The 19,318-nt window shown below is 67.9% G+C and carries 15 protein-coding genes; 5 read left to right on the top strand and 10 right to left on the bottom strand.

The features are described 5' to 3' along the window. Positions 1-243: 243 nt before the first annotated feature. Positions 244-2,766 carry a PepSY domain-containing protein gene (locus tag B9Y64_RS20435; protein ID WP_100442203.1) on the top strand — a complete coding sequence of 841 codons (2,523 nt, stop codon included), beginning with the start codon at positions 244-246 and terminating at the stop codon, positions 2,764-2,766. A 77-nt stretch (positions 2,767-2,843) separates the two neighbouring features. Here the strand turns inward: B9Y64_RS20435 and B9Y64_RS20430 are convergent, their stop codons facing one another. After that, positions 2,844-5,384: a methyl-accepting chemotaxis protein gene (locus B9Y64_RS20430; protein ID WP_100442202.1), complete on the bottom strand. Its 2,541-nt coding sequence runs from the start codon at positions 5,382-5,384 to the stop codon at positions 2,844-2,846. Positions 5,385-5,587: 203 nt separating this feature from the next. On the opposite strand from B9Y64_RS20430, the gene B9Y64_RS20425 reads away from it, so the two are divergent. Continuing rightward, entirely contained in the window at positions 5,588-6,427 is an 840-nt protein-coding gene (locus B9Y64_RS20425) for an arylamine N-acetyltransferase family protein (protein ID WP_100442201.1), read from the top strand. A 34-nt stretch (positions 6,428-6,461) separates the two neighbouring features. Here the strand turns inward: B9Y64_RS20425 and B9Y64_RS20420 are convergent, their stop codons facing one another. Then, on the bottom strand, positions 6,462-6,833 hold the full coding sequence (locus tag B9Y64_RS20420) for a VOC family protein (protein WP_100442200.1): 372 nt from the start codon (positions 6,831-6,833) through the stop codon (positions 6,462-6,464). A gap of 82 nt (positions 6,834-6,915) precedes the next feature. Here B9Y64_RS20420 and B9Y64_RS20415 point away from each other — a divergent pair, with 82 nt between their 5' ends. Further along, a complete protein-coding gene (locus B9Y64_RS20415; RefSeq protein ID WP_100442199.1) occupies positions 6,916-7,632 on the top strand; it encodes a transporter substrate-binding domain-containing protein in 717 nt (238 codons plus the stop codon). 9 nt (positions 7,633-7,641) lie between these two features. Here B9Y64_RS20415 and B9Y64_RS20410 read toward each other — a convergent pair whose 3' ends face one another. Beyond that, a complete protein-coding gene (locus tag B9Y64_RS20410; protein ID WP_100442198.1) occupies positions 7,642-10,254 on the bottom strand; it encodes a TonB-dependent receptor in 2,613 nt (870 codons plus the stop codon). Positions 10,255-10,392: 138 nt separating this feature from the next. Further along, positions 10,393-11,535 carry an alpha-D-ribose 1-methylphosphonate 5-triphosphate diphosphatase gene (locus B9Y64_RS20405; protein WP_100442197.1) on the bottom strand — a complete coding sequence of 381 codons (1,143 nt, stop codon included), beginning with the start codon at positions 11,533-11,535 and terminating at the stop codon, positions 10,393-10,395. 106 nt (positions 11,536-11,641) lie between these two features. On the opposite strand from B9Y64_RS20405, the gene phnF reads away from it, so the two are divergent. Continuing rightward, positions 11,642-12,382: a phosphonate metabolism transcriptional regulator PhnF gene (gene phnF / locus B9Y64_RS20400; RefSeq protein WP_157804548.1), complete on the top strand. Its 741-nt coding sequence runs from the start codon at positions 11,642-11,644 to the stop codon at positions 12,380-12,382. Between the two features lie 40 nt (positions 12,383-12,422). On the opposite strand, the gene B9Y64_RS20395 is transcribed toward phnF, so the two are convergent. From B9Y64_RS20395 to B9Y64_RS20380, 4 genes are all read right to left on the bottom strand, one after another. Further along, on the bottom strand, positions 12,423-13,577 hold the full coding sequence (locus B9Y64_RS20395) for a TIGR03364 family FAD-dependent oxidoreductase (protein WP_238379948.1): 1,155 nt from the start codon (positions 13,575-13,577) through the stop codon (positions 12,423-12,425). 11 nt (positions 13,578-13,588) lie between these two features. After that, a complete protein-coding gene (locus tag B9Y64_RS20390; protein ID WP_100442196.1) occupies positions 13,589-14,884 on the bottom strand; it encodes a DUF5690 family protein in 1,296 nt (431 codons plus the stop codon). Further along, the gene (locus B9Y64_RS20385) at positions 14,881-15,570 is read right to left on the bottom strand and encodes an HAD-IA family hydrolase (protein WP_100442195.1); all 690 of its coding nucleotides are present in this window, start codon (positions 15,568-15,570) and stop codon (positions 14,881-14,883) included. Before B9Y64_RS20385 ends, B9Y64_RS20390 begins: the two co-directional genes overlap by 4 nt. A gap of 89 nt (positions 15,571-15,659) precedes the next feature. After that, positions 15,660-16,565: a LysR substrate-binding domain-containing protein gene (locus tag B9Y64_RS20380; RefSeq protein WP_100442194.1), complete on the bottom strand. Its 906-nt coding sequence runs from the start codon at positions 16,563-16,565 to the stop codon at positions 15,660-15,662. Between the two features lie 98 nt (positions 16,566-16,663). Between B9Y64_RS20380 and B9Y64_RS22195 the strand changes: the two genes are divergently transcribed. After that, the gene (locus B9Y64_RS22195; protein ID WP_202909093.1) at positions 16,664-16,828 is read left to right on the top strand and encodes a hypothetical protein; all 165 of its coding nucleotides are present in this window, start codon (positions 16,664-16,666) and stop codon (positions 16,826-16,828) included. Here B9Y64_RS22195 and B9Y64_RS20375 read toward each other — a convergent pair. Both B9Y64_RS20375 and B9Y64_RS20370 read right to left on the bottom strand, forming a co-directional pair. Beyond that, on the bottom strand, positions 16,825-18,372 hold the full coding sequence (locus B9Y64_RS20375; protein WP_100442193.1) for an alkaline phosphatase: 1,548 nt from the start codon (positions 18,370-18,372) through the stop codon (positions 16,825-16,827). The two genes, B9Y64_RS22195 and B9Y64_RS20375, sit on opposite strands and share 4 nt — an antisense overlap. A 136-nt stretch (positions 18,373-18,508) precedes the next feature. Continuing rightward, complete coding sequence (locus tag B9Y64_RS20370) at positions 18,509-19,258, bottom strand: hypothetical protein (protein ID WP_100442192.1); 750 nt, start codon at positions 19,256-19,258, stop codon at positions 18,509-18,511. Positions 19,259-19,318 lie beyond the last annotated feature (60 nt).

Below are 19,318 nucleotides of genomic sequence, written 5' to 3'. Positions count from 1 at the left end.
GGCGACCGAGCTTACAGGGACGTACTTGCAGCGTCCCCCTCAACCGGACCCACCCCGCCAATCCACGGAAAGCCAGCTTTTGACGTTGACGTTGCTCCGGCTTGCAGCGGGTGCAGGGCTGCAAAGCCCTGCAACAAGACCCTCCTTGACCGTAGCCCGTCCGCCACGGAGAATTCCCGCGACTAATTCTCATTTGCTGTTGCGCAGGATGCGAGCGGCAGCCTTCCGGGCCCTCCTCCTTCGATGTTCAAGAACGTCCTGTTCCAACTGCACTGGCTGCTGGGCATCACCGCCGGTGCGGTACTGGCCGTGATGGGCCTCAGCGGCGCCATGTTGTCCTTCGAGGACGAGCTGCTGCGCGCCGCCAATCCCGGCTTCGCCGAGATCGCCGAGCACCATGCCGACGGGCAGCATCCCCTTGCGCTCAGTGAGCTGGTGCCGCTGCTGCAGGCCGGCAGCGAGCGCCCCCTGCAACGCCTGCGCGTCGATGCCACCGGACAGCGGCCGTCGGTGGCGCGCTTTGCCGGTGGCAAGGAAAACTGGGTGTACTTCGATCCGTACAGTGGTGAGCGCTTCAGCGCCCTGCGCGGGCAGGCGTTCTTCGACTTCGTCGAGGACCTGCATCGCCATCTTGCCGCTGGCGAACGCGGCAAGTGGATCACCGGCAGCTGTGCCATCGCCCTGCTGTTCTTCACCCTGTCCGGGCTCTACCTGCGCTGGCCGCGACGCTGGTGGCACTGGCGCAGCTGGCTGGCAGTGGAGTGGAAACGCAGCGGTCGTGGCTTCCTGTGGAGCCTGCACTCGGTGGTCGGCACCTGGGTACTGCTGATCTACCTGATGAGTGCACTGACCGGCCTGTGGTGGTCGTTCGACTGGTACCGCAGCGCCGCCAATACTCTGCTGGGCGTCGCGCCCGCCGCCAGACACAAGGTCGCCGCTGATGCGGCGCTTGACCTGCGCCGCATCGAGACCACGCTGTACGCCCTGCCCGGTGTGCGCACCGGCTTCATCGACCTGCGCCTGCCCGAAAAGCCCGGCCAGGTACTCAACGTGCGGGTGATGGCCGGTGATCCGTCACAGCGCAGTGGCCACCATGACCGCGCGCATGATCTGCTGCAGCTGGACCCCGGCACCGGTGCCATCCTCGACTCGCGCCCGTATGCGCGCCAGGGCGCCGGCGGGCAACTGGCCACCAGCGTGTTCGCTCTGCATTCGGGCAGCTATTTCGGGGTGCCGGGGCGCGTGGTTGTGATGCTCAGCAGCCTGGGCATGAGCCTGTTCTTCATCACCGGCTGGATGCTGTACCTCGACCGCCGCCGCAGCCAGCGCGCCGCGCGCGGGCTGCGCCAGTCGCTGCCGATTGCGTCCGCCGCTGATGGCCACGCAGCGTGGCTGGTAGTGCACGCGAGCCAGAGCGGGCTGGGCGAGCAATTGGCCTGGCGTGCCGCCGCACAGCTGCAGGCCGCCGGACATGCGGTGCAGGTGCTGCCACTGGCCCGGGTCGATGCCGCGCAGCTGGCGCGTACCACGCAAGCCCTGTTCGTGCTGAGTACCTTTGGCGATGGCGAACCCCCGGATACGGCGCGGGGCGCCGCACGGCGAATGCTGGCACAGGCACCCGACCTGTCGGGCCTGCAGTTCGGCCTGCTCGCCCTGGGTGACCGCCAGTACCCCCATTACTGCGGCTTTGGCCGCCAGGTCGATGGCTGGCTGATCAGCAACGGCGCGCATGCGCTGTTCGAGCGCATCGATGTCGATGCCGCTGCGGTACCGGCGCTGCGCCAGTGGCAGCAGCAGCTGGGCGCGCTGACCGGCATCACCACCGATGACAGCGTGCTGCCGGTCGCCACGCAGATGCACGAGTGGCGCCTGCTCGGTCGCGAGCGCCTCAATCCTGGCAGCATCGGCGGCCCGATCTGGCACATCCGTCTTGCTGCACCAGCCAATGCGCAATGGCAGGCGGGCGATATCCTGCACGTCGCGCCCCGCCACAACGCGCGGCACGCCAGTGCGGTGCTGAAGGCCCATGGGCTGGATCCCCTGCAGCCGCTGCTGATCGACGGCCAGCCGCGCACGCTGTTGGCGCTGGCCAGCGAACGCGAGCTGCCCGATGCCGATGCTGCCCTGGCGGTACAGGATGCATGCCTGTGGCTGGCCGGGCTGCCGTTGCTGCCGGGGCGCGAGTACTCCATCGCCTCCTGCACGGATGACGGCGTGGTGGAGCTGGTGGTGCGCCTGGTGCATGACACCTCCGGTCGCGCCGGGCTCGGCTCGGGCTGGCTGTCGATGCATGCCCCGATCGGTGCCGACATCGTTGCCCGTGTGCACCGCAATCCCCGCTTCCATCGTGTCGGTGCAGCACCGATGGTATTGATCGGCAACGGCACCGGCATTGCCGGCCTGCGCAGCCTGCTGCGCGAAGCCGCCCATGCGGGAGAGCACGGGCACTGGCTGCTGTTTGGTGAACGCCAACGTGCGCACGACTTCCTGTTCGCCGACGAGATCGAGGCCTGGCAGGCCGAGGGTCATCTTGCACGGGTGGACCAGGCGTTCTCGCGTGATGGCGACGGTGGCTATGTGCAGGATCGCCTGCGTGCGGCTGCCGATACCCTGCGCGACTGGATGCAGCGCGGGGCGGTGATCCACGTCTGCGGTTCGCTGCTGGGCATGGCCGAAGGCGTGGACCAGGTGCTGCGTGAAACACTCGGCGATGAGGCAGTGGAAACGCTGCTGGAGAACGGGCGCTACCGTCGCGACGTGTATTGAGCCACGCCGGTAGTGCCGGCCAGCGGCCGGCATGATCATGGAGGTGCCGGCCAGCGGCCGGCACTACCGGAGCAGGATCAGGCCGCCGCTCGTGCTGCCTGTGACATCGGCTGCAAACGGAACGCACCCACCGCTTCGGCCAGTGCATGCACCTGCGCCTGCATCTGTGCGGTCGAGGCACCGGCCTCTTCCACCAGGCTGGCGTTGCGCTGGGTACTGGCTTCCATCTGCACGATGGTCTGGTTCACCTGCGCGATGCCGGCATGCTGGTCCTGCGATGCACTGCGGATGCCTGCCAGCAGATCGGCAAGCTGCTGCACGCTTCCGACGATCTCGCCCATCGTGGTCCCTGCCTGTTCTGCCTGCTGGTTGCCTTGGCCGACACGGGCGACCGAATCCTCGATCAGGCCCTTGATCTGCCTGGCCGCCTCGGCACTGCGCTGGGCCAGCAGGCGCACTTCGGCAGCCACCACGGCAAAGCTGCGGCCCTGCTCGCCCGCGCGAGCCGCCTCCACGGCCGCATTGAGCGCAAGGATGTTGGTCTGGAAAGCGATGCCATCGATCAGCTGGGTGATGTCACCAATCCGCCGCGACGCCTCACTGATGCCATGCATGGTCGCCACCACCTGGCCGACGGCCTCGCCGCCACGCTGCGCCACCGCCGCGGCCCCCTTGACCAGCGCGTCGGCACGCCCCGCCGCATCCGCATTGCGGCCGACGGTGTCGGTCAGCTCATGCATCGACGCCGCGGTCTCTTCCAGGTTGGCGGCCTGCTGCTCGGTGCGCTGTGACAGATCGTGATGGCCGGCAACGATCTCACCGACACCGGTATCGAGGCTCGACGTGGCCTGCTGGATGCGGGTGACAATGCGGCCCAGCTGCGCCACGGTGGCATTGGCATCGTCGCGCATGCGCGCGAACACCCCTTGCAGCTCACCTTCCATGCGCACGCTGAGGTCACCGCGGGCCAGTGCCGCCAGCAGCGCCTGCAGGTCGCCGAGGTTGGTTTCAAACGTGGCCAGCAACCGGTTGATGCTGGTCGACAGCGTGCGCACGAAGCCCTGCTTGCCCTCCAGTGCGATACGCCCGTGCAGGTCACCGTGCGCGGCGGCATCGACCAGCGCGGCCACTTCGGTTTCCAGCAGGGTTTCCAGCGCACGGCTGCGCCATTCCACCGCCACGCCAAGGAACTGGCCTTCGTCGATGATGGCGTTGGCGATCAGCTGGTAGCGCACGCCCGCATGACCGATCTCGCGCTCCTCGCGCTGGCGCACGCTGGACAGGCTGCCCAGCGCCGGATGCAGGTGCACTGCATCGCTGCCCACCAGGTCGTCGACCTGGCGTTCGAGTTGCTGCAGCAGCGCCGGATTGGCATACGCCACCTGGCCCTCGGCATCGATCACCATCAGGCCGGTCTGCGCGCTGTCCAATGCCTGGCGCACGCGGGTGTTGCCGCGCGCCACCGCACGTTCGGTCTCGATACGCGCGCGCAGGCGCTGCTGCATGTCGACCAGGCGCTGGGCCAGCTGGCCGATCTCATCATTGGCGTTGTAGACGCGCAGGGTGGTATCCAGGCGATCGTCGGCGATGTCGCTGGCGAAACGCAGGGTGTCCTGGATCGGCTGGCGTACCGCGCGCAGGACCAGCACCAGGCTGGTGATCAGTACACCGGCAACCAGCATCAGGGTAAGTGCGAACAGCACGCTCATGGTGCGCGCCCCGGCCTGCTGGCGCGCCTGTGCACTGGCCAGCGCCGCCACCTGCGCCTGCTGGAATGCGGCCAGCGCCGGTGCCACGCCGGCGGCGGTATCCAGCAACGACTGCGCTTCCACGTCCAGCCCGACACGCGCGGCGGTGTAGCCCAGCAGCGCGGTCTGGTAACCCTCCATTCCGCTGCGCAGGGTGTCCTGCACATCGGCGGGCAACCCCGCCAGTGCCAGGTCGAATGGCAGTTTCTCCTCACTGGCGCGGTCGGCGTGGGTGGAATCGCCATCAAGCAGCAGCAGCGCCTCCTGCCTCCGCATCTTCTGCAGGGACAACGCCAACATCGGCCGCTGCAGCGCATCCACCTGCGCCTGCAGGGTGTCGGCAGCCTGCTGCAGCTGCGCGGCGAGGCCGGCGTCACCACGCCCCATCTCATCGACGCGCTCGAACAGCGCGGCCACCCCCTGCGAGAACGCGTCGGCGGCTTCGGTCAGCGCCTGCAGCGCTTTGCGCCGGCCGGCATCCATCGGCATCGCGCGCAGCGCCTGCAGATCGATCTGCAGCGCCTTCTGCGCCGCCAGCAACTGCGCGCGGTCGGCATCGTCGAAACTGCGCGCATACTGGGTCTGCAGGCGGCGCGCCTCGGCCACCCGCGTGGCCAGGCTCGCGGCCAGATCGCTGCCGCGCTGGTAGCTGGCCTGGCTGCGTGCAGCCTGCGTGCTGGCATGGCCGGTCCAGGCATAGACGACGGCGATCGCGATCAGGCCCAGGCCACAGACCCACAGGGTCGCTTTGAGCTTGTTGGCCACGCTCAGCCGGTGCGGTTGCAGCCACAGCAGCAGGCCGGGGGATGCCGAGCGCAGCGCGGCAAGCCGCGTGCGCAGGGACCGGAGGTGGGGGACAACGGCCGACATGACAGGCTCCAGACGGAAGGACGCACCTGTATCGGCTGGATCTGGAGCAACTTTAGGGCGTTTCTGGTTCTGCCCCGCTGTTTGCTGGCGGACGCGGCCTTTGTACCCGGCACAGGCGACGGGGGGATGACACCAGAGCCGTGCTTGACCTCAACCCCGGTTGGGGGAGCACAGTGGACCTCCCTCCCCCGCCTGGTGCCCGCATGACGACGCTCGATGTCCCCCGCTACCTGCAGCGCCTGCAGCTGGATGCACCACCACCGCTGACGCTGGCTGGCCTGACCCTGCTGCAGCAGCGTCACAACGCACTGCTGCCGTTCGAGACCCTCAGCTGCCTGTTGCGCGATGCGGTGCCGATCGACCTGGACAGCGTGCAGCGCAAGCTGCTGGACGACCGCCGTGGCGGTTACTGCTTCGAACTCAATGGCGGCCTGCTGGCGCTGCTGCAGGCATTGGGCTTCGATGCGCAGCCGTTGAGCGCGCGGGTGCTGCTGGCCGCCCAGGACGACGAAGTGACCGCACGTACCCACCTGCTGCTGCGCGTGCGGGTGGACGGCGATGACTGGCTGGTGGATGCCGGGTTCGGCAGCCTGACCCCCACCGTACCGCTACGCCTGCGCGACCCGCAGCCACAGCCCACGCCACACGAGCGCTACCTGCTGCAGCGCCTGCCCGATGAGGGCGATTTCGTGCTGTCCGCCGAGTCCGGCGATGGCTGGCGGGCGATGTATCGCTTCGACCTGCACGCGCCAGCGCCGATCGACAACGTGGTGGGCAACTGGTACGTGTGCACCCATCCCGATTCCAGTTTCCCCGGCCAGCTGCGCGCGTCGCTGACCGGACCGGACTGGCGGCGCACCATCGGCAGCGGCAACTACACCGAGTATCGCCCCGGCCAGGCACCGGACAGGCGCCCGCTGCATGATGTTGGCGACGTGCGCGAGGTGTTGCAGCAGCGCTTCGGCATGCAGTTGCCGGACGACCCACGGCTGGATCCGGCGATCAACGACTGGCTGCAGCGTTCGCGTACCGCGGCTGTGTAGCGGATGCAGGTGTGGAGTCGAGCAGGGCTCGACTCTACAACGGCGCGCGCGCCTGCAGCGCGATGCGGTTGCCTTCGCTGTCGGCGATCTCGGCCACGCGCCAGTCGCCGGCATCGGCCGGGCCAAAGCGCAGCTCGGCCCCCGCCTTCAGCGCGCGGTCGAGGCTGGCGTCCAGGTCATCAACCCCGATGTAGATGCGTGCACCGTGCTCGGAGGGCTGATAGTCAGTCCCCTGCACCAGCGCCATGCTGGCGCCGGCCGCCTCGTCGGCATACGGAAGGCAGGCCATCCTGCAGTCGTGCAGCAGGATCGGCTTTTCCACCACCACCTGCAGCCATTGCTGGTAGAACGTGATGGCCCGGGCCAGGTCACTGACCGGTATCTCAACGTGCAGGATGGGGTTCATGCCCGCAGGATAACCGGATACTGACATCCCCTTGCAGGGCAGCACTGGCATGCTGGATCCCCCCTGCCCCGTGGAGTCCTGCATGTCCCTGGCCGATCACCGGAGTGCGTTGGCACCGTTGGGCTTCCTGCGCGTGGCAATCAACCTGGGCAATCCGGTCCTTGCGCAGGGCGATGCCCGCTCACCGCGCGGCCCGTCGCTGGAACTGGCCACGGCACTGGCGCAGCGCATGGGCGTGCAGGCCCGCTTCAGCTGTCACGACGCGGCCGCATCGGTGGTTGCTGCCGCCAGCGCGGATGCCTGGGACCTGGCCTTCCTGGCCATCGATCCGGCGCGGGCCGACCGCATCGCCTTCAGTGCCCCCTATGTGGAAATCGAAGGCACCTACCTGGTACGCGAGGACAGCCCTGCCCGCCGGGTCGCCGACATGGACCGCGAAGGCCTGCGCATCGCAGTCGGCCGTGGTGCGGCCTACGACCTGTTCCACAGCCGCGAACTGCGCCACGCCACGATCGAACGGGCCGGGACGTCGGCAGCAGCTGTCATCCTGTTTGAACAGCAGCGCCTGGATGCCGCCGCCGGCGTGCGCCAACCGCTGGCCGCCTGGGCGCAGGCACATCCCGGCCACCGCGTGCTGGCCGACCGCTTCACCGCGATCCAGCAGGCGGTCGCGGCGCCGGCCTCGCGGCCGGCCGATGCATTGCAGGCGCTGTTCAACGAGGTGGAGGCGATCAAGGCCAGCGTGTTGCTGGAAGCCGCGTTTGCCCGTGCAGGACAGGCGGTTACGCTGCTGCGGTGATACTGCGGATCACTGGAACAGGTACTTCAGGCCGATCTGCGCGCGGCGACCGTAGTACTCCACCTGCAGCGGGCGCTGCGGGCTGCCCTGGTAGTACTTGAGAGGTTCGTTGGTGAGATTGCCCAGCTCGGCGAACACGGTCCAGCGATCGAAGGTGTAGGACGCGCTGAAGTCGACCGAGGTATTGGCACCGTACCAGGCATCGGTGGTGCTGCTGTCCCCATGCGATTCGATGTAGGCACCCTTGTGGTTGGTCGCCAGGCGGGCCGCGAAGGCACCGTCGTCGTAGTACACGGTGACGTTGTACAGGCGGTCGGCCTGGCCGGTGATCGGCACGTCGCCGCTGCGCCCGGGGATGCGCATGCGCGAGTCCATCAGGGTCAGGTTGGCGTTGATGCCGAAGTTGCTCCACAGGCCAGGCAGGAAATCGAAGCGGCGCACGAAGGCGAACTCGGCGCCCCACAGCTTGGCGTCGTCGCCGTTCTCGGGCCGGTAGAAGGTGACGTTGGGATTGCCGTTGAAGTTGCCGGTGCTGCTGCTCTGGAACACCGGATTGCTGATGTTCTTGTAGAACACGCCGCCGGACAGCAGGCCCAGCGGGCCGGCGTACCACTCGGCCATCAGGTCCAGGTTGTCCGAATAGGTCGGATCCAGGCCGGCGTTGCCGGAGGTGAAGGTGCCATCGGCCTCCATGAACGAGCCACCGGGATTGATGTCGCCGAAGTTCGGGCGGGCAAAGCTGCGGGTCAGGCCCAACCGCAGGTTGAGGTCACTGCGCGGCGAGAAGCGCACGTTGAGCTGTGGCAACACCGACGTGTAGCGCTTGCGACCGAGGTTGGGTACCAGCGCGCTGCTGCCATCGGCATCGCGCTCCAGCACCAGCCCGCGCACGTCGGTGGCGGTGCGTTCCAGGCGTACGCCGCCGACTACGTCCCAGCGCTCGTCCGGCTTCCAGGTGGCCATCGCATAGGTCGCGTACTGCTTTTCGGCCAGGTCGAAGTTGCGGCCCAGCGCCGCACCGTTGGCCACCAGCGCCGAGTCGCCCGGCACCAGCACCAGGTGCTGCTTGTTCTGCCGGTACCACTCGGCCAGGGCCTGCATCGGCACCACCTGCGAGAAGTCACGGGCGTAGTCGCGGCCGTTGCCGATGTCATAGCCGCTGCGGCCGGGCTGATCCATCAACGGGAAGTCGGCCAGGGTCGGCACCGGCCCGCCGGTTGCGGTATTCCAGGCGTAGAACTCGTCGGAGAAGCGCGCGCGGCGCTGCTTGTCACGGTACTTGGCACCCACCTTCCAGGTCAGCGTGTCGCTGGCATCGAAACTGAAGTCCAGCTGCGCAACCGCCTTGTCCTTCTCGTTGATCGCCACCCGGTACAGCTCGACCGCGCTCAGCGCCATCTTCCGCGGATCCATGGTGAAACCCGGCGGCAGGTGGGTGTCCGGGGCATCGGCAGCAACGTTGCCGCCATCGACGGTGTTGTAGGAGTTGCGACCCACGCCACGGTCCTGCAGGCCCTGGTAGCCGACCTTGCCCTGGTTGAACTGGACCACGAAGTAGGCATTGTCGGCGCAGGTGGGAATGCAGCCATAGCGGAAGTCGTTCTCGGCAGTGGCCAGTCTCCAGTCCACCTGGCCGCGGCCGAAGGTGTGCTGGCCACCGAATTCGAAGGTCCTGAACTTGGTGATCAGCTCGTTGTGGATGTTCTGCAGCTCGACGCGGTCCTTGTCGAAGCGGTAGCGATGCTTGTAGTGCGTTTCGTCGTCGCTCAGCTCGCCATACTGGCCACGCACGTACAGGCGGTGGCCATCGGCCGGCAGGAACTCCATGCCGCCATTGACACCGCGGGTGGTGCGCTCGCCGGTGTAGTCGCGCAGTTCAAGCCGGTAGATGCCCTGGCCGTCGGCACTGCGGCGCGGCTCGAAGTTGTCGGTGGCCCACGGACGCTTCCAGTAGGTGCCGTTGATGAGGAAGCCAAAGCGGCCATCGGCACTGCGGTCACCGTACAGCACGTTGGCGCTGGTACCGGTATCGACGGCCTTGTCGTTGTAGTTTCCAGCCACACTGGCGGCGAAGGTGCGGCGCGTCGGTGCGGTGCGGGTGACGAAGTTGACCTGGCCACCGATGGCATCGCCCTCACGATCGGGCGTGAGCGTCTTGCTGACTTCGATGCGCTCGATCAGCTCGGTCGGGAAGAAATCGAATGCGGTGGCGCGGCTGGTGGTTTCCTCCTCGGCGGTCGGCAGGCGGTCACCGTTGAGGGTGGTCGAGCTCCACTGCGCCGGCAGGCCACGCACCGCGACGAAGCGGCCCTCGCCCTGGTCACGCTCGATCGACACACCGGGCACCCGCTGCACCGCCTCGGCCGCGTTGTGGTCGGGCAGCTTGCCGATGCCGTCGGCGCTGACCACGTTCATCAGGTGGCTGGCTTCGCGCTGTGCATCCAGCGCCTGCTTCTCGCCACTGACGATGCTGCCGACCACGGTGACGGTATCCAGATCGACGGCGGAAGGGGCGGGGGCGCTATCGGTCGCAACCGGAGTGGCGGCCTGGACGGCCAGCGGGGCATGCAGCAGGGCGAGCAGGCCCAGGGTGAGCGGGTGGCGCGTAGGCAGTGTGGGCATGGCGATGGTGGCGGCAAGGGAAAGTGGACCGCTCACAGCGGAGCGGCGATGACGGCCACTTTCGATGAGCGCGGTGAAGCGCTGGCGGCAGCGACTAGCCAGGTCGGGGCAGCTGTCTAGGCGTTCGTGCGGCGGCGGCTACTGGGCGAGCAGGCGACGCCCGCCCACCCATACCTCGGCCACGTAGTCCGGTATGGATCCACGCACCCGAAGCAGATCGGCGCGCAGGCCGTCGCCGATGCGGCCGCGATCCTGCAGCCCCAGTGCCTGTGCCGGCGCATGGCTGACCGTGGCCACCGCCCGTGGCAGGCTCCAGCCCAGCTGCGCGCACAGCACGCCCAGCGCCGGCAGCAGGCTGGCCGGCACGTAGTCGGAGGACAACACGTCGAGACAGTCGGCCCGGGCCAGGTCCAGCGCGGCCACATTGCCGGAATGCGATCCCCCCAGCACCAGGTTGGGGGCGCCAGCGACGATCGTCAGGCCGGCCCCACGCGCGGCCGCAGCGGCCTGGAGCGTGGTCGGGAACTCGCAGATGCACGCACCGCAGGCCAGTGCCTCGTCCACATCGGACGCCAGGGTGTCGTCATGGCTGGCCAGGCACAGGCCACGCTCGCGCACCCAGCGCAGCACCTGCTGCAGATGCGTGGGGCGAAAGCGTGCCTGCTGCTCACGGCGTGCCTGCAGCAGATCGTCCAGATAGCCGGTCCGTGGGTCGGCCGGCAGGCCGTAGTAGGCCGCGTAGCGCTGCAGGTTGCGGAACTGGCGCTGTCCGGGCGTGTGATCGGTCAACGACACCAGGCGCACGGCCGGGTCGTCCAGCAGTGGCTCCAGCAGTGGCAGCAATCCGGGATACGGCAGCTCGGCACGCAGGTGCAGGTAGTGGTCACTGCGCAGGCCGCCGGAACGGCGCGCCTCGGCCAGCGCCGCATGGGCGGCCTGCAGGCTGCGCACACGCACGCTGTCGGCTTCCACGTCCCCCACCGCCAGCGCGTCACAGGCGGTGGTGATGCCGGCGGCCAGCAGCTGTGCATCGTGCGCCTGCACCGCTGCTGCTGCAGGGAACGCCACACCCGGGCGCGGTACCAGATGCTTCTCGAGATTGTCGGTATGCAGTTCGACAAACCCGGGCAGCAGCCAGTCGCCACCGCAGTCTTCGGCGCCCGGCAGGCCCACTCGTCCCTGCCCCACTGCACGGATGCGCGGCCCGTCCAGCACCACATGCCCGTGCACGACCTCCTCGGCCAGCACCAGTTTCAGGTTGTCGAGGATGCGTTCGCCCATGGATTCCGTCACCTGTGTCATGCCGCTGCAACCGCAACGCGTTGATATGCCTGCACGTGCAGTGCACCTGTCTAGTCCAGCAGCCGCAGATGGAGGTTTGATGACCATGACCGAGCCAACCGCCGCGCCGCGCGCTTCGGCGCTGCCGCTGTGGCAACAGATCGAACAGGCGCTGTTGCGGCAGATCCGCGAGCGCCAGCTGGTGGAAGGCGACCAGCTGCCCTCGGCGCAGGTGCTGGCCAAGCGCTTCGCGGTCAACCGCCACACCGTTCGGCGTGCGATCGAGGCTCTGGAAGAACGCGGCTACGTGCGCACTGAAACCGGCCGCGGCAGTTTCGTGCAGGAGCATCCCTACCACTACCCGATCAGCCGCCGCACCCGCTTTGGCCGTGCCATGCATGACCTGAACGTGGAAAGCCACTACACCCTGCTCGATTGCCGCGTGCAGGTGCCGAGCCGGCAGGTGGCGCGTGCGCTTGGCCTGCCGGCCGGCGAACGCGTGCATCGGGTGCTGTATTCCAGCCAGGTGGAGGGCCGCACGGTGGACCACAGCGAGGCCTATTTCCCGGCCGCCCGCTTCCCGGGGCTGGGCGACGTGTTCGCACGGACGCCGTCGGTCACCCGCACGCTGGCCGCATTCGGGGTGACCGACTACCTGCGCCGGCACACCACGGTAATGGCACGCCTTCCCGATGCCGACGTCGCGCGTGTACTCGGGCAATCGACGCGCCGGCCGGTGCTGTGCGTGCACTCGCTGAATGTCGATCCGCAGGGGCAACCCGTGCAGTTCGGCATCACCTGCTTCGCCGGCGACTGGGTGCAGCTGATGGTCAGCAGCGATCCGTAGAGGGGATGCAGCGGGCATTGCGCCCGCCGCAGGTGTAGCCTCAGGCCGCGCGGCGCAATGCGCTGTAGCGGCCGTCCACCAGCTCTTCGGCCAGGCCGAAGCTGAGCGTCATGCCCAGGCCACCGCCGCCGATGGCGTTGACGATGGTCACGCCGGAGGCGGGCTCGGCGACGAATTCGCTGCTGCCATCCAGCAGCTTGGGATAGACGCCATGCCAGGTCTGTGCGATGCGCGCGTCGGGCACCTGCATGAAGCGGGCCAGGTAGTCGAGCACCTTCTGGTTGATGGCGTGCTCATCGAACGGGTCGTGCGTGTGCGCGTAGGCATGCGAGTCGCCGATGGTGACTTCACCGAGACCGTTCTGCGCTGCCATCACGTGGATGCCCAGTTCGATCAGGTCGGCATGCTCGGCCTGGTAGCGTGCCTGCAACGGGGCGACGTCCGCAGCCTCGCGGAAACCGGCGTAGTGCACCAGCGACAGGCCACCACACAGCGCGGCACCCAGGCGGAAGCCGGATGGCTGCGCAGCCAGGCGCAGCATCTGCAGCTTGCAGCGGGTCAATGGCGCTGCCGCGTACAACTCCGGATACAGCTGCTCGAACTCCGGGCCGCTGCAGACGAAGACCTGGTCGGCCTCGAACTGGCGATTCCCGGACCACACGCGACCACTCTCCACCGCCGTCACGGGGGTGCACCAATGGAACTGCACACCATGGCACTCGCGCAGGACATCCGGCAGTGCACGAATCGCCTGGCGTGGATCGACGACCAGCTCGTCGGCATTGAACAGCGCGCCGCGCAGTTCGCGTGCAACCAGTGCTGGCGACTTCGCCAGTGCTGCGTCGCGGTCCAGCAGGCGGCAGGGGCGCAGCTGCGCATTGGCCGCCGCATACTGCTGCAGCACGGCCCACTCGTCGTCGGCATGGGCGACATGCATCGATCCGCTGGGATCGTGCCAGAGGCCGGCAATGTCGATCAGCTCCTGCCAGATCTGCCGCGAGCGCAGCGCGCGCTCATACAGCGGTCCATTGGGCACGCCGATCGGCCAGACCATGCCGAAGTTGCGGATGGAGGCGCCGACAGCGCGTTCATGGCGCTCCAGCACGGTGACCTTGCAGCCTCGGACAGCCAGTGCGCGGGCCACGGCCAGACCGACGATGCCGGCACCGACCACGAGGGCGGTTGTGTTCTTCATGGGGGATGGACTCAGACGGAGGCGAGTGCCGGCATGCGGGCCAGGCGCAACGCCTTGTGGTGGAAGTACAGCAGGGACAACAGCAGGCAGGCACCGCCCAGCAGCGACAGATGGATCACGGCACTGGAGAAGAAGCGCACCCAGGACAGCTGCAGGCCGGAGAACTCGTGACCGAGCAGTACCAGCACGCTGCCGAGGTAACCGAAGGCATCGGCCAGGTACATCACGAAGCCGACGTTGCCGGCCACCTTGAAAGTGGCGATCAGGCGCTCAAAGAACACGCAGTTGAAGGGAACGTAGGCCAGATACAGGCCGAAGCCCACCAACCCCAGCCATGCCAGCGGGTGCAGCATGCCTTCGCGGAATGCCAGCGTGCTCAATCCTGCGGTGGCCAGGCCGATGAACATCAGCACGTGCAATGCCATCAGGCCGTTGAGGTTGTTGCGGAACCAGGTCAGGCCGGCAGTCAGTGCCAGCACCGCGAACGCCACTGGCGTTTCGATGGCGGCGAACACGCCGGCGCTGCCACCGTAGCCCAGCTCGCGGAACAGCTCGGCTTCGAAGCTGTCGCGGAAATCGCGGACCACGGTCAGGCATACGTAGCAGAGGATCATCAGCGCCAGCCCCGGCAGGAAGCGGCGCACGAAAGCACGACGCTGCGCACGGTCCATCGGCAGGCGTGGCGAGCGCTCGCGCAGGTCGGCGGCGTCCGGGGCGGGAATGCGTTCGAGCATGCGCACCGACACCAGCAGCAGCGGCAGGAACAGCAGGCCGCACAGGAAGGGCATCCAGAACTCGCTCACGCCCTGCAGCAGCAGCCACTTGCCGACCGACTTCACCACGCCGGAGGCCATGATGAAGCTGGAGGCGAGGATCGCGCCCATCGCTTCGGTGGTCCGTCGCCCTTCCAGATAGCTGAACACCAGGCCCCAGACCATGCCCAGGGGCAGGCCGTTGAGGAACAGGAACGGGATGTTCCAGGGTGCCGGCACCAGTGCGAAGCCAAGCAGGGCCAGCCACGAGATACCTATCAGGCCCAGCAGCAGGTTGGCACGGCGCTCGGCGCGCAGTTCGCCGATCACCCGTACGCCGATGAACTTGCTGCACATGTAGCCCAGCACCTGCGCCACCACCAGCCACACCTTGTAGTCGGCGCCGAACAGATGCTGGTGGTCGAACGAGGCGGCCGCAAACGGTTTGCGGAAGGCATACATGCACGCGTAGGTGGACAGCGCGGCGCTGCCGGCGAACACGGTCAGCGCCAGCGGATGCCCCTGCAGGCGCGCCCACAGCGATGCCCGGTTCATGCAGCGGCGACCGTGCCGGAGCGTGCCGGGCCAAGCAGCGCCGGCAGGCGGTCGAGATGATCGATGATGTGGTCCGGCCCATGCGGCAGCAGTTCGGCACGGGTGAAGGCGCCGGTGGTAACCGCCACGTTCAGGCCGACACCGGCATTGCGCCCTTCGTTGATGTCGACTTCGGTGTCACCCACCTTGACCACCGTCGCAGCATCGTCGACACCGGTGCGCTGCATCAGTGCCTGGATCATGTACGGCGCCGGGCGGCCCGACGGCACTTCATCGCTGGCCACCAGCGCGTCGATGCGATCGTGCCAGCCGAGCCGTTCGATGATCACCTCGGCGATGTCGCGCGAGAACCCGGTATCCAGGCCGATGCGGATGCCGTGCGCGCGCAGCGTGTCGAACAGCGCCTCGGCGCCCGGCAGCGGCGCAATGCCCGGTGCATGGCGATAGCACTCGAGCATGCGCGCCACGAAGTCGGTGTGGATCGGCACCACGCGCGGGTCGTCCACCGTGGCCCCCAGCAGCCGCGCGATCGCCTGCGGCTTGGGATAGCCCATCAGTGGGCGCACGTCCTCCACTTCGATGGCGTGGCCGGCGGCGGCCATCGCGTCGGCGAAGGCCTGCGCGACCAGGCCCGGATCGGCAACAGTGGTTCCGGCGATATCAAGGACAGCAAGGCGGTAGCGCATGGCGGCAGGCAGCGTTGGGCGGAGGTTCCCAGCTTCGCCGCGCCCGGCCACGCCCTGATGACAGCGGCTGCACAGGCCGGTGCACCTGTCTAGCCTGGCGACTCCTGCGCCGCCATGTGCCTCACATGCTCGGCAGCCTGCGCGTGCAGCCAGTCGCGGAAGGCGAGAAAGCCGCGATGGCGGGCCGAACGCTGCGGGTAGACCAGCCAGTGTGGCCAGGCGGTTTTCAGGCGCAGGCTGGACAGCGCAACCAGTTGGCCGGAATCGAGCAACAGGCGCGCCCGCGTCACCCGCCCCAGCGCCACGCCCACCCCGTCCAGCGCCGCACGGTGGTGTGCCTCCGAATCATCCAGCACCGCCACGAAGCGCGGCGGCGGGCTGAGCCCGCTCAACGCGAACCAGGCCCCCCACGCGCCATCGGGGTCACCCAGCAGCGGCCACTGGTTCAGGGGCACGCGGTCGATCCCTCCCATGCGCTCGATCAATGCCGGGCTGGCCATCGGCAACAGCCATTCGTCGAACAGCGGCTCCACCACCAGGCCCGGCCACTGTCCGCTGCCCAGTCGCAGCGCGGCGTCGAACTGGCGCTGCCGCTCGAAATCGATCAGGCGTTCACTCGACTGCAGGTTGATCTCGATCTGTGGGTGTTCAGCCACGAAGTGACCCAGGCGCGGCACCAGCCACGCCGACGCCATCGACGGCACCGCGCTGATCGTCAGCACGTGCTCGGCGCGTGCCGCATAGGGCTGGAAGGCCTCGTTGATCGCATCCAGATGCGGGCCGACCTGGTCGAGCAGGCGCTGCCCCTCCAGGGTGAGGGTGACGCCCCGCGGTTGGCGGACCAGCAGCGGCTGCCCGAGTCGCTCCTCCAGCTGGCGCATCTGGTGGCTGAGCGCACTGACCGTCAGGTTCATCGACGCCGCCGCACGTGACAGGTTGCCCAGCCGTGCGGCGGCCACGAAGCCCTGCAGGGCATGGAGGGGTGGACGGGACATAAGCTTTGAATTCCTCTCAAGGCGAGCTTGCGGAAATGTCGCTTTTTGCCCTTCCATGCTGCCCGTATCGTGCAATCCACTCAAGTGGAGGCACGCTCATGAACATCTTCGGCAGCCTGTTGTTCCTGCACGGCCACGTGGCCAGCGCCGAGCTGGCACGGCAGCTGGCCAGCCCGGTCCCGCCGCGGTGCGCTCCGCAGCCCGCCGCGCCGGTACAACGCCCACCGTCCGGCAGTGCCGGCCGCTGGCCGGTACGTCCCTAGCGCTGCAGCGCCTCCTGCACCGCCGCAGCCACGTCGGTGTTGTCGATGTAACTGCCGTCATTCCAGCGCACATGCTCGCGGTATCCGGCATCGATACCGCGCACGCGCTTTCCAAGCAGCTCCGCGCCGGCGCCCTTGGCCCACAGCGGCACCAGCGCGTTGGAGTGGTTGCCGGTTGGGCGGAAGCTCATTCCCGGCATGCGTCCGCGGCCATTGTTGCGTACCGGCGCGAAGGCAACCTTCTGTGCATCCGGGCCCATCGGCATGCTGTTGTCATGGTCGGTGGTGACGATCAGCAGATTGCGTTCCCAGCCCCCGTTGCGTTCGATCCATTCGACCACCGCCGTCACCGCGTCGTTGAACTCCACGGTTTCCTCAATCAGGCGGCCGAACTGCGGCTGGTCGCTGCACTGGCCGTAGTGCCATTCGGTGCCGCAGGCACTGGTATGCGCCGCCCAGTCGGTGGCGCCGCCTTCCACCATCAGGAACAGGCCCTTGCTCGAACGCTGCTGCAGGAACCGCAGCGCGCCACGCGTCATGGTTGCCAGGTCGGGGACGCTGTCGATCTTCCTCACGCCGGACGGCGTGGTCGCATCCTTGCCCAGCACCTGCAGCTGGCGCGCCTGCTGCAGCGTATTGGCCACGCGCGGTACCCCGATCAGTGGCCGGTCGGCCGGCAGCCGTCCCTGCGCCAGTGCGGCGAACTCCTCCTTGCTGCGGATCAGGCGCCACGGCCCCGCTGGATTGCCGGCAATGGTGCTGCCCGCCTCCAGCTGCTGCCAGTCCTGCTGCGCGACCCACTCCCACGGGTTCGCGCAGCCCTCGGCCTTCGCCGCGCCCGCGCCCTCCTCACAGGCGCGACCATCAACGCTGTAGCCGGGACCACCGGTGCCCATCACCAGGTCCATGTGGCCCTGCGCCAGCATCTGGTGCGCAATGGCGTGGTAGCTGTTGCGCGACGCGTTCTGCGCAGCGAACGCGGCTGGCGTGGCATGCGCGAACGGCACCGAGGTGACCACGCCGGTGGCCATGCCCAGGCGCTTGGCGCGCAGCGTGTTGAACTCGACCGCGTTTCCATCATTGTTGAAGTTGATGGCGTTGTTGTAGGTCTTGATACCCGAGGACAACGCGGTGCCCGCCGCCGCGCTGTCGGTCGCGACCGCCGCCAGGTACTGGTAGCCGGCGAACGGCAGGTCCGGCGCCGGTACCGGGGTGTCATCCCACGCCCTGGCTGCGTCGTAGCCGAGGGTCTGCGCGCTGTCGCGGGTCGGCTGGCTGCTGGCGTTCAACGGGAAGGTGGTCACCGCCAGGCGCTGCGGGAAATCGGCATACGGTGCGCCTTCGCGGCTGCCGTACTGCCAGTAGGCCGCCGCATCCCAGGTACCCCAGCCGGCACCGTCGTTGATCATCACGATCACGTTGTGCGGACGGGCTTCGGCGACGGGAACAGCATCGGCGCGCAGGTTCGGCTGGCAGCCGCTCAGGGTGGCCAGTACGGCCAGGATCGACGGGCACAGCCAACGTCGCGCAACGGGTCGGTTCATGGGCTCCTGCAAACGGATCAGCGACGGATCGCGTCGCTTTTGCAACGTTATAGCATTGCTATATTGCAGGAGTGTGCGGGCGCCACCGGAGCAGCGCCCAAGGGGCCGGACCCGCCATCGGGTCCGGCCGACGGGCTCAGGACGCCGCGTCCTGCGGCAACGTCAGCGAGCTGCCATCAACGAACACCACGGCTTCCGGCGTCCACACCACCGTGTACTTGCTCTCATCCAGGCTGGCCAGCTTGCGGTCATTGCTCTGGGTCTGCGCGAAACGCACCGAGCGGCTGCCTTGCCAGATCACGCTCTGGCCGGCCGGAATGGTCACGTCATTGGTGATGGCAAATCCGGAAATCTCCTCGCCGAACAGATCGCGTACCGACACATAGCCCTTCACGCCGGCGATGTCCTTGCCGGTGTTGTTCTGGTAGCCGAAATCCACGACCAGCAGTTCGTCGGTGGTGATGCCATGCGAACGCTGCACTTCGATGCCCTTGGACACCACGGTGACGGTGACCGCTTCGCGCAGTGGCTTCATCGCCGCTTCGCGACGCGCTTCCAGTTCCGCCTTCAACGTGGCCTGGCGCGCTTCCTCGGCCTTGCGCTCTTCGACGAAGCGGCGCTGCTCTTCCACGGCCTTGCCCAGCGTCATGCCCGGCGGAATGCCCTGGCCTTCCTTGCCGCCGAATACGCCGGCCATCTTCGACGTCAGGGTCACACGCACGATGTAGGCGGCAGCCAGCTGCTGTTCTTCAGGGGTGAGCTTCTCCAGCTCGGGCTTGATCGTGGCCAACTGGTCCACGTCCTGCGGAATCACCGTGTTCTTCGGGTTGGCGCATGCCACCAGCATCAGGCAGGCCAGGCCGGTGACGATCAGACGCTTCTTCATGGATATCCTTTCGCTACTGGAAAATCGGGCTTTCCGGCCCGGCGGAGGCGCAACGTTAGC

It is taken from the genome of Stenotrophomonas maltophilia, assembly GCF_002799245.1.
Lineage (GTDB): Bacteria > Pseudomonadota > Gammaproteobacteria > Xanthomonadales > Xanthomonadaceae > Stenotrophomonas > Stenotrophomonas maltophilia_S.
This window is presented reverse-complemented; position numbering and strand designations above follow the sequence as displayed.

Excerpts from the sequence above, each read along its gene's own strand:
- B9Y64_RS20435 (WP_100442203.1), top strand. The coding sequence starts at position 244 with ATGTTCAAGAACGTCCTGTTCCAACTGCACTGGCTGCTGGGCATCACC.
- B9Y64_RS20430 (WP_100442202.1), bottom strand. The coding sequence starts at position 5,384 with ATGTCGGCCGTTGTCCCCCACCTCCGGTCCCTGCGCACGCGGCTTGCC.
- B9Y64_RS20425 (WP_100442201.1), top strand. The coding sequence starts at position 5,588 with ATGACGACGCTCGATGTCCCCCGCTACCTGCAGCGCCTGCAGCTGGAT.
- B9Y64_RS20420 (WP_100442200.1), bottom strand. The coding sequence starts at position 6,833 with ATGAACCCCATCCTGCACGTTGAGATACCGGTCAGTGACCTGGCCCGG.
- B9Y64_RS20415 (WP_100442199.1), top strand. The coding sequence starts at position 6,916 with ATGTCCCTGGCCGATCACCGGAGTGCGTTGGCACCGTTGGGCTTCCTG.
- B9Y64_RS20410 (WP_100442198.1), bottom strand. The coding sequence starts at position 10,254 with ATGCCCACACTGCCTACGCGCCACCCGCTCACCCTGGGCCTGCTCGCC.
- B9Y64_RS20405 (WP_100442197.1), bottom strand. The coding sequence starts at position 11,535 with ATGGGCGAACGCATCCTCGACAACCTGAAACTGGTGCTGGCCGAGGAG.
- phnF (WP_157804548.1), top strand. The coding sequence starts at position 11,642 with ATGACCGAGCCAACCGCCGCGCCGCGCGCTTCGGCGCTGCCGCTGTGG.
- B9Y64_RS20395 (WP_238379948.1), bottom strand. The coding sequence starts at position 13,577 with ATGAAGAACACAACCGCCCTCGTGGTCGGTGCCGGCATCGTCGGTCTG.
- B9Y64_RS20390 (WP_100442196.1), bottom strand. The coding sequence starts at position 14,884 with ATGAACCGGGCATCGCTGTGGGCGCGCCTGCAGGGGCATCCGCTGGCG.
- B9Y64_RS20385 (WP_100442195.1), bottom strand. The coding sequence starts at position 15,570 with ATGCGCTACCGCCTTGCTGTCCTTGATATCGCCGGAACCACTGTTGCC.
- B9Y64_RS20380 (WP_100442194.1), bottom strand. The coding sequence starts at position 16,565 with ATGTCCCGTCCACCCCTCCATGCCCTGCAGGGCTTCGTGGCCGCCGCA.
- B9Y64_RS22195 (WP_202909093.1), top strand. The coding sequence starts at position 16,664 with ATGAACATCTTCGGCAGCCTGTTGTTCCTGCACGGCCACGTGGCCAGC.
- B9Y64_RS20375 (WP_100442193.1), bottom strand. The coding sequence starts at position 18,372 with ATGAACCGACCCGTTGCGCGACGTTGGCTGTGCCCGTCGATCCTGGCC.
- B9Y64_RS20370 (WP_100442192.1), bottom strand. The coding sequence starts at position 19,258 with ATGAAGAAGCGTCTGATCGTCACCGGCCTGGCCTGCCTGATGCTGGTG.